The 8,449-nt window shown below is 59.3% G+C and carries 8 protein-coding genes; 3 read left to right on the forward strand and 5 right to left on the reverse strand.

Annotation, left to right across the window (positions count from 1 at the left end; all coding sequences use genetic code 11):
* The first annotated feature begins 181 nt into the window (after positions 1 to 181).
* Both dapA and ACRESJ_RS12640 read left to right on the forward strand, forming a co-directional pair.
* Positions 182 to 1,051 (forward strand): 4-hydroxy-tetrahydrodipicolinate synthase, encoded by an 870-nt coding sequence (gene dapA, locus ACRESJ_RS12635; protein ID WP_431758192.1) that lies wholly within the window; start codon positions 182 to 184, stop codon positions 1,049 to 1,051.
* A gap of 48 nt (positions 1,052 to 1,099) precedes the next feature.
* The gene (locus tag ACRESJ_RS12640) at positions 1,100 to 1,471 is read left to right on the forward strand and encodes a DUF2784 domain-containing protein (RefSeq protein WP_431758193.1); all 372 of its coding nucleotides are present in this window, start codon (positions 1,100 to 1,102) and stop codon (positions 1,469 to 1,471) included.
* 2 nt (positions 1,472 to 1,473) lie between these two features.
* Here the strand turns inward: ACRESJ_RS12640 and ACRESJ_RS12645 are convergent, their stop codons facing one another.
* A complete protein-coding gene (locus ACRESJ_RS12645; RefSeq protein WP_431758194.1) occupies positions 1,474 to 3,027 on the reverse strand; it encodes a sensor domain-containing diguanylate cyclase in 1,554 nt (517 codons plus the stop codon).
* A gap of 82 nt (positions 3,028 to 3,109) precedes the next feature.
* The gene (locus ACRESJ_RS12650; protein WP_431758195.1) at positions 3,110 to 3,637 is read right to left on the reverse strand and encodes a DUF3087 domain-containing protein; all 528 of its coding nucleotides are present in this window, start codon (positions 3,635 to 3,637) and stop codon (positions 3,110 to 3,112) included.
* A gap of 234 nt (positions 3,638 to 3,871) precedes the next feature.
* Between ACRESJ_RS12650 and ppnN the strand changes: the two genes are divergently transcribed.
* Entirely contained in the window at positions 3,872 to 5,245 is a 1,374-nt protein-coding gene (ppnN, locus tag ACRESJ_RS12655; RefSeq protein WP_431758196.1) for a nucleotide 5'-monophosphate nucleosidase PpnN, read from the forward strand.
* A gap of 654 nt (positions 5,246 to 5,899) precedes the next feature.
* Here ppnN and ACRESJ_RS12660 read toward each other — a convergent pair.
* The 3 genes from ACRESJ_RS12660 to ACRESJ_RS12670 form a co-directional block, all read right to left on the reverse strand.
* Positions 5,900 to 6,127: an MbtH family protein gene (locus ACRESJ_RS12660; protein ID WP_057713869.1), complete on the reverse strand. Its 228-nt coding sequence runs from the start codon at positions 6,125 to 6,127 to the stop codon at positions 5,900 to 5,902.
* A gap of 81 nt (positions 6,128 to 6,208) precedes the next feature.
* Positions 6,209 to 7,621 carry an aspartate aminotransferase family protein gene (locus ACRESJ_RS12665; RefSeq protein ID WP_431758197.1) on the reverse strand — a complete coding sequence of 471 codons (1,413 nt, stop codon included), beginning with the start codon at positions 7,619 to 7,621 and terminating at the stop codon, positions 6,209 to 6,211.
* A gap of 79 nt (positions 7,622 to 7,700) precedes the next feature.
* The gene (locus ACRESJ_RS12670; protein ID WP_431758198.1) at positions 7,701 to 8,222 is read right to left on the reverse strand and encodes a GNAT family N-acetyltransferase; all 522 of its coding nucleotides are present in this window, start codon (positions 8,220 to 8,222) and stop codon (positions 7,701 to 7,703) included.
* Between the last annotated feature and the right edge of the window lie 227 nt (positions 8,223 to 8,449).

Below are 8,449 nucleotides of genomic sequence, written 5' to 3' on the forward strand. Positions count from 1 at the left end.
AGGCGCAAGGTTGCGTTGCGCACGCCCTCAAATCGAAGAAACAGTCGCTCATGTGACCGGGGCGCGCTGTCCCGTCAGATGAGCTGACAGGACATTGAGCGCGACGGACCACCCTCCCCTTGCTTACCTCCTTCTACGCTCCTGACGGTGACGAAATCGGTCGATCATCAGGAGAAAACGCATGTCATTGTTCCAAGGTATCTGGGTTCCGCTGGTCACGCCGTTCCACAACGGCGCCATCGATTTCGTCGGGTTGCGGCGCTTGGTCAGCCACCTGCTGGAAAAAGGTGTCGACGGCCTGATTGTCTGTGGCACCACCGGGGAGCCGGCCGCCATGGGCAAGTACGAGCAACTTGCAGTGCTCGATGCCGTGCTGGAGCTGGTGCCGGCGCACCGCGTCGTCATGGGTCTGGCGGGCAACAACCTGGCTGAGTTGCTGCAATTTCAGAGTGAAATCCTCAAGCGTCCCGTAGCGGGTTTGCTGGTGCCTGCACCGTATTACATTCGTCCCTCCCAGGCTGGGCTTGAAGCGTTTTTCAAGACCGTCGCCGATGCCTCCAGCGTGCCGCTGATTCTTTACGACATCCCCTATCGCACCGGCGTGGCCTTCGAACAGGCGACCCTGCTCAACATCGTCGACCACGAGCGAATCGTCGCGATCAAGGACTGCGGCGGCAACCTGACCAACACCCTGGCGCTACTGAACTCGGGAAAAGTCGATGTGCTGTGTGGTGAAGACAACCAGATTTTCAGCGCCTTGTGCCTGGGTGCAAAAGGCGCGATTGCGGCGTCGGCCCATGTGCATGCCGAGCGCTTTGTGAGGCTGTATCAACAGATCCGCGACAACCAGTTGGCGGATGGGCGTGCAACCTTTTTTGAACTGCTGCCGCTGATTCAAAGCCTGTTTATCGAACCCAATCCCGCCCCGGTGAAAACCGCCCTGGCCCTCGAAGGCTTGATCGGTGATGAACTGCGCGCGCCGATGCAACGCAGCAGCGAGGCCATGGTCACGCGCCTGAAGGCGGTACTCGATGCATTGAACAAGCGATAGAGCACCCGAGTACCATGAAACGATCGCCTGACGCCTGCGGGAATCAACATGCTCTACCGAATCGCCGCTGATGGGCTGGTGCTGTTTCACCTGGCGTTCATTGTGTTCGTATTGTTCGGCGGGCTGCTGGTGCTCAAATGGCGCCGCCTGATCGGGTGGCACCTGCCTGCTGCCGCCTGGGGTGTGGCGGTGGAGATGTTCCACCTGCCTTGCCCGCTGACGCATTGGGAAAACCTGATGCGCCACGCCGCCGGGGAAACGGGCTATGGCGGTGGTTTCATCGAACATTACGTGTGGCCGATCATCTACCCGGCCGGGCTGACGCCTGACATTCAGCTATGGCTGGCCGGCGTGGTGCTGCTGGTGAACGTGCTGGTCTATCTTCGGGTGATCAGGCAAAGGAAAGGGCGACGGAGATAACGTCAGTTGGCAATGACGCTCATATTGCGACCGCTGGCCTTGGCCACATACAACGCTTTGTCGGCGGCACCGATCAAGTCCTCGGTAGAGGTCTGCGCCGCCGGGTCGTAGCCGCAGACACCCACGCTGACCGTCACCACGCCTTCGGGACTTGCACTGTGCAGCAAGCCAGCCTCTTGCACCGCGCGACGGATTTTTTCCGCCACCAGGAATGCGCCCACGTAATCGGTGCCGGGCAACACCACGGCAAACTCTTCACCACCAAAACGCGCGGCCAGATCGCCGGGGCGATTGATGTTGTCGACAATGATTGCGCTGATCTTGCGCAAGCACTCGTCGCCCGCCAGATGGCCGTACTGGTCGTTGAACGCTTTGAAATAGTCGGCATCGATCATCAGCAGCGATAGAGCGGTCACATTGCGCCGGGCACGACCCGCTTCGGCCTGGATGAACAAGTCGAACTGACGCCGGTTGGCCAACCCGGTGAGCGCGTCTTCCAGTGCGAGCAGTTCCAGATTGCGATTGACCTCAAGCAGCTTGTCCTGGGCACCCAGCAACTCGACCTGAATGCGGTCTTGCTGCTTCATCAACTTGATCAGGCGGTAACCCAATACGCCGAGAAATCCGAGCAGCAACGCAACGATGAGCGCACTGAGCATCGATTCCTTTCGCCAGCTTGCAAGCACTTCCTGCTTCTCCAGCGCGGCGAACACAATCAGCGGGTAACCCTCGACACGTCGGTAACCCACCACCCGTTCCACACCGTCGATCACCGATTTGATGGTGGCCGTCCCGAAGCTGTTTTCGGGCAGCAAACGGGTGAACAGCGGGCTCTGGGCCAGGCTGGCGCCGATGTCCGTTTCGTGGAACGGTCGACGCACGATAATGCGTGCATCGTCGGCGATCAGGCTGATGACACCATTGTTGCCCATGTCGATGCTGTCATAGAGCTGCAGGAAGTGCGTCAGATAGATCGTGGCCAGCGCCACGCCGGCAAAACTGCCATCGGCATGATTGACCCGGCGCGACACGGTCATGATCCACTCACCGCTCGAACGGCTCTTGATCGACGGGCCAATGTGCGGACCGCGATCAGGATGGTCGCGATGGAAGATGAAATATTCACGGTCGGCATTGTTGGCGACGGCGACTTCGGCGCCGTTGGAATTGGCAACCCATTGGCCGGTTTCGTCATAGACGAACAGGCCATGAAGCTGGCTCAACTCACCGCGCTGGACGCTGAGCAGGCGTTGCAGGCGATTGAGCCGGCCTGGGTCGATGCCATCATTTTCGAGGCGGTCAACCAGGGTAAGCAGCAGCGTATCCGCTTGCTTGATCGAAGCTTGCGCCTGGGAAGCCAAGGTCTGCGAAAGGTTGGACAACGTCACATCCTTATCATGCAGACGGTACTGGCGAGAACTCCAGGCTTGCCAGGTGACAATCACCGCCATCGACAGGCACACCGCAATCAGAAGTGTCACCACAGAGCGAGACTTGAGCGGCGCGATGCCTGGACGGCTTTTTTCAATTCGATCGTAAATGGATGGATGCCCCATGTCGCTCACTCCCTGAGTCTGGTAAGTCGAAGCTTCCCGCTCGCTTTTGTTTATCAACAGGCCTGATCGGCAATCAGAGCAATCAGCGCGATGCTTGTTTCACTTCCTCCAGCCACGCCGGGTTCAGTCGAGTCTGGTCGGTATCCAGCCCCAGCGTTTCCATTCGCGCTTTGTGCTGGTCCATTTCCCTGCTCAATTGACCATGGTCGCTGGAGTTCCCATCCAGTTGATGCATTTGGCTCAACCCCAAATGATAGAACCGTAGCAGCTTCATGGCAGTCGGATCACCGGCGTCCACGGCAGCGGTCACGTGGTGCATGACATTGGTGATACTCATCAGGCTGCGCTTGAGTTGCCAACTATAGACCGCTGGCGCCATCCATTCCTGGGTCCAGAACACTTTGCGCATCAGCGCCGCCATCAGCAACACAGCGGCGAACACACCGCCGATATTGAACCGCAGGTTGTCTGCGCCAGGCTCGCCGAACAATGCCACCGCCGCCGTGGACAGCCCCATCGCCAGCGCCACGAAGACCAAGGCAATCACCAGCGTGCTGCGCCGTGTCTGTTGCCGGTAGATTTGGGCGTTCATCGGCTGGATTTCGAACATTGTGTGGGGCTTCCCTGGCTTGAATGCTAAAAAGGTTCGGAGGATAAAAAAGACTGCGCGCCATTATCGCCTCTGCGCGGGATTTAGCTATGCTGGGGCTCCTTTTCATCTTTTCATCGTCAAACGGGGACATGGCGAGACAACGCAGTTCGTGCCATCTTCTTTCATGGATACACACTATTCGGATGCCATCCGTTGTTTCTGTAGGAATGACATCGTTTTAAGGATCATTGAATGACCCAACGACAAGTAATCAACGCTTCGGTCAGCCCGAAAGGCAGCCTGGAAACACTCTCTCAACGGGAAGTCCAGCAACTGAGCGAAGCCGGATCCGGCAGTACCTACGACATCTTCCGCCAATGCGCCCTGGCCATCCTCAACACCGGCGCCCACGTCGATAACGCCAAAACCATCCTCGAAGCCTACAAGAGCTTCGAAATCCGTATTCACCAACAAGACCGCGGCGTACGCCTGGAACTGCTGAACGCCCCGGCCGACGCCTTCGTCGACGGCGAAATGATCGCCAGTACCCGTGAAATGCTGTTCAGTGCCCTTCGCGATATCGTCTACACCGAAAACGAACTCGACAGCCAACGCATCGACCTCAGCACCTCCCAAGGCATCAGCGACTACGTCTTCCACCTGCTGCGCAACGCCCGCACCCTGCGCCCCGGCGTGGAGCCGAAGATCGTGGTGTGCTGGGGCGGCCACTCGATCAACACCGAAGAATACAAATACACCAAGAAAGTCGGCCATGAACTGGGCCTGCGTAGCCTCGACGTGTGCACCGGCTGCGGCCCCGGCGTGATGAAAGGCCCGATGAAAGGCGCCACCATCGCCCACGCCAAACAGCGCATCCATGGCGGACGTTACCTGGGCCTCACCGAACCCGGCATCATCGCTGCCGAGGCGCCGAACCCGATCGTCAACGAACTGGTGATCCTGCCGGACATCGAGAAACGCCTTGAAGCCTTCGTCCGCGTCGGCCACGGCATCATCATCTTCCCGGGCGGCGCCGGTACGGCTGAAGAATTCCTCTACCTGCTCGGCATCCTGATGCACCCGGGCAACGCGGGCCTGCCCTTCCCGGTCATCCTCACCGGCCCCAAACATGCAGCGCCGTATCTGGAACAACTCGACGCCTTCGTCGGCGCCACCCTTGGCGAAGCCGCCAAGCAGCATTACCAGATCATCATTGACAACCCGGCCGAAGTCGCCCGGCAGATGAGCCAGGGCCTCAAGGCCGTCAAACAGTTCCGCCGTGAGCGCGCCGATGCGTTCCACTTCAACTGGCTGCTGAAAATCGACGAAGGCTTCCAGCGCCCGTTCGACCCGACCCACGAAAACATGGCCAACCTGAAGCTGAGCCGCGACCTGCCAGCCCACGAACTGGCCGCCAATCTGCGTCGGGCGTTTTCCGGTATCGTTGCCGGCAACGTCAAGGACAAGGGCATCCGCCTTATCGAAAAGCACGGCCCTTACCAGATCCGTGGTGATGCAGAGATCATGCAACCGCTGGATCAACTGCTCAAAGCCTTCGTCGCCCAGCACCGGATGAAACTGCCGGGTGGCGCGGCGTATGTGCCGTGTTATCAGGTTGTTGCGTGACAGGTAGCTGTTAACGATAAAAGCCGGAGCTCATGCTTCGGCTTTTTTGCATTTTCATCCTTGTGGTGGAGCCGGCTCGCGATGTTTGGGTGTTGGGCGGTGATTTTTGATTGTTTACATATCCGTTGCTGCGGTAACGGCTGCTTTTGGTTCCGCCCTTACGGCGGGTTACTTGGAAAAGCGCCAAGTAACCAAGCGCTTTTATCACCTGACGTACGGTGCCTCGCCTGGGCTCGGCATTCCCTCGCTCCGGTGTCCATCCGGGGGCATCGCCTCCGGTTTGCTGCGCTGCACCTCCTCTCGATGTGTGCGGCTTCGCCGCACGGCGCTGCGCGCCTAACCCCCGGATGAACACCTCCACTCGGCCTTCCGACGGCGCAGATCAAGATCAAGATCAAAAGCCAAAGCAAGATCACAAGCCAGAGCCAGAGCCAGAGCCAGAGACAGAGCAGTTCGCGCTGCTATCGGGTTGGAGCGCTCCCCTGTAGGAGCTGTCGAGTGCAACGAGGCTGCGATCTTTTGATTTTAAAAGGCAAAGATCAAAAGATCGCAGCCTGCGGCAGCTCCTACAGAAGGAATGCGTCGATCCTGACGAAACCATAAAAAAGCCCGCTGACCGTTACCGGTCCAGCGGGCTTTTTTTGCACAAGCATCTCAGTGAGCCACAGCCGCCTGCTCGTCCATTTTCTGTCGCAGGCTCAGTGGACGCATATCGGTCCAGGTCTCTTCAATGTAAGCCAGGCATTCCTTTTTCAGCCCGCTTTTGCCCACGGTACGCCAGCCTTGTGGCACGGCTTTGTAATCGGGCCAGATCGAGTATTGCTCTTCGTGGTTGACCACGACCTGAAAGAGGATGTCCTCGCGGTCGAATACTGACGTCATGCTGTCTCTCCATCGCTGTAGGGTGGGCTGCACGCCGCGTGCAGCCGGTATGTAGAAGGAACGTACCAGGGCCTGGAAAATTTAGAGGCTGGCAGTCGCCGCAAGCAAAGCCCTGCCGAAAATCTCGGCGACCCGGTCTATTTCGGCTGCGGTAATCACCAGGGGTGGCAGGAAACGCACCACGGCGCCGTGACGGCCGCCCAGCTCCAGGATCAAGCCACGTTTCAGGCATTCGCGCTGAACCAGCGGCGCCAGTCGCGCAAATGCCGGTGGATGACCGAGTGTGTCCAGCGGGCCACTCGGGTCGACCAGTTCGACGCCCAGCATCAAGCCACGACCGCGAATATCGCCCAACTGCGGGAAGTCCCGTTGCAGGATGCGCAGGTGTTCGCTCAAGCGTTCGCCCATGGCGGCGGCGTGCTCGCAAACCTTGTGCTCGACCAGATAACGCATGACGGCTGAACCAGCAGCCATCGCCATCTGGTTGCCACGAAAGGTTCCGGCATGGGCACCCGGCAGCCAGGTGTCGAGCCAGTCGCGGTACACCACGACCGCCAGCGGCAGGCTGCCGCCAATGGCCTTGGACATCACCACGACATCGGGAATGATTGCGGCATGTTCGAAGGCGAACATCTTGCCGGTGCGAGCAAAACCGCTCTGGATCTCGTCGACGATCAGCGCGACGCCAGCCTTTTCGGTGATCCGGCGCAAACCCCGCAGCCAGTCCAGATCGGCCGGAATCACCCCGCCCTCGCCCTGCACCACTTCAACGATCACCGCGGCAGGCAATTGCACGCCGGCTTCGGGGTCGCTCAACAGGTTTTCGAGGTAGTTGAGATTGGCCTTGATCCCCTGCGCGCCACCCAATCCGAACGGGCAACGGTATTGGTAAGGGTATGGCATGAACTGCACGCCGCTGCTGAGCAAGGCGCCCAAGGGTTTCTTCGGCCCCAGGCTGCCCATCAGGCTCAATGCCCCTTGGCTCATGCCGTGGTAACCACCCTGAAACGACAACACGGTGCTGCGACCCGTAGCCGTGCGCACCAGTTTCAGCGCGGCTTCCACAGCGTCGGTGCCGGTGGGGCCGCAGAATTGAATTTTCGCTTGCGCGGCCAAATCTGGCGGCAGCAAGGCAAACAGGTCCTGAACGAACTGATCCTTGACCGGTGTGGTCAGGTCCAGGGTGTGCAGCGGCAATTCATCCGTCAGCACTTGCTGGATCGCGTCGATCACCACTGGGTGATTGTGCCCCAGCGCCAGGGTACCGGCGCCGGCCAGGCAATCGATGAAGGTGCGGCCTTCGACGTCTTCCACAAAAATGCCCTTGGCGCGCTTGAGTGCCAGGGGAATGCGTCGCGGGTAGCTGCGGGCGTTGGATTCCTGCTGGCTCTGACGGGCCAGCAACGGCGATTCGTTGAACTGATAAAGCGTCTCGGCAGGTGTCGGGGCGACCCGGGCCGACGGCTCTTCGATAAGGCTGGTAGCGACTGACATCTCTCGACCCCTCAATACGCTGTGGATAGTGACCAAAACTGCACACCGGGCAGGTGCGCTTTCCTGTTCTGGAAACGCATCAGCACGCCGAGGATTTACACCCGCGATCAGCTTTATATGCAGGAAGTTGGAGGTCTTTGTGCATGGGGATGGCATGCAGTCCCGCGACCATGAAGGCCTGGGCGCAAGGCTGATACCCCAGATGCCGGTAAAACGCTTCGCCGGTTCGAGTGCTGTTGAGTCGTGCCTTGAGCAAGCCCTGAACACATAACCAATCTTCGAGGTCATGCACCAACGCCTGGCCGGCGCCTCGACGGAACCATTCCGGTTGCACGTAACAGAACGCCACCTTGCCGTTGATCGCAGCCATGGCAACCCCGACGGGTTTGTCCTGCAACAGCGCGAGGTTCAGGTACAAGCGTGAATCGCTGAGCCAGGACTGGATGTGTTCTGCGGTTTTGTTGTGGATCCAGGCGGCAACGGTTTGCGGATGGTTGCGATGGTCGAGCGCGCAACCGACGCGGATGGATCGCTCGATGATGCGGCTGATGATGCCGGCGTCGGCCGGGGTTGCCTTGCAGGTGTGTATCGGTCCTTCCATGGCGCAGTTACCTCAATCCATTGAGTCAGGCTGCGGGGGACGATAGCGCTAAGGGTGCCAGGTGACCAATGGAGAGAAGTTACCGGTGATGTGCCACACAACAAAACTGACAGATCGTTCCAACGCGCTGCGCGGCAACGATCTGTCTATGTTGACTGAAAAGATGCCATCACGTGCAAGCACTAATCCGAGTCAGTTAAGGAACTGTAGGAGCGAGCTTGCTCGCG

This window comes from Pseudomonas sp. (assembly GCF_050739655.1).
GTDB lineage: Bacteria > Pseudomonadota > Gammaproteobacteria > Pseudomonadales > Pseudomonadaceae > Aquipseudomonas.

What these genes read in the sequence shown, in the direction of transcription:
- ppnN (WP_431758196.1), top strand. Translation starts at nt 3,872, where the DNA reads ATGACCCAACGACAAGTAATCAACGCTTCGGTCAGCCCGAAAGGCAGC.
- ACRESJ_RS12670 (WP_431758198.1), bottom strand. Translation starts at nt 8,222, where the DNA reads ATGGAAGGACCGATACACACCTGCAAGGCAACCCCGGCCGACGCCGGC.
- ACRESJ_RS12640 (WP_431758193.1), top strand. Translation starts at nt 1,100, where the DNA reads ATGCTCTACCGAATCGCCGCTGATGGGCTGGTGCTGTTTCACCTGGCG.
- ACRESJ_RS12645 (WP_431758194.1), bottom strand. Translation starts at nt 3,027, where the DNA reads ATGGGGCATCCATCCATTTACGATCGAATTGAAAAAAGCCGTCCAGGC.
- ACRESJ_RS12665 (WP_431758197.1), bottom strand. Translation starts at nt 7,621, where the DNA reads ATGTCAGTCGCTACCAGCCTTATCGAAGAGCCGTCGGCCCGGGTCGCC.
- ACRESJ_RS12650 (WP_431758195.1), bottom strand. Translation starts at nt 3,637, where the DNA reads ATGTTCGAAATCCAGCCGATGAACGCCCAAATCTACCGGCAACAGACA.
- dapA (WP_431758192.1), top strand. Translation starts at nt 182, where the DNA reads ATGTCATTGTTCCAAGGTATCTGGGTTCCGCTGGTCACGCCGTTCCAC.
- ACRESJ_RS12660 (WP_057713869.1), bottom strand. Translation starts at nt 6,127, where the DNA reads ATGACGTCAGTATTCGACCGCGAGGACATCCTCTTTCAGGTCGTGGTC.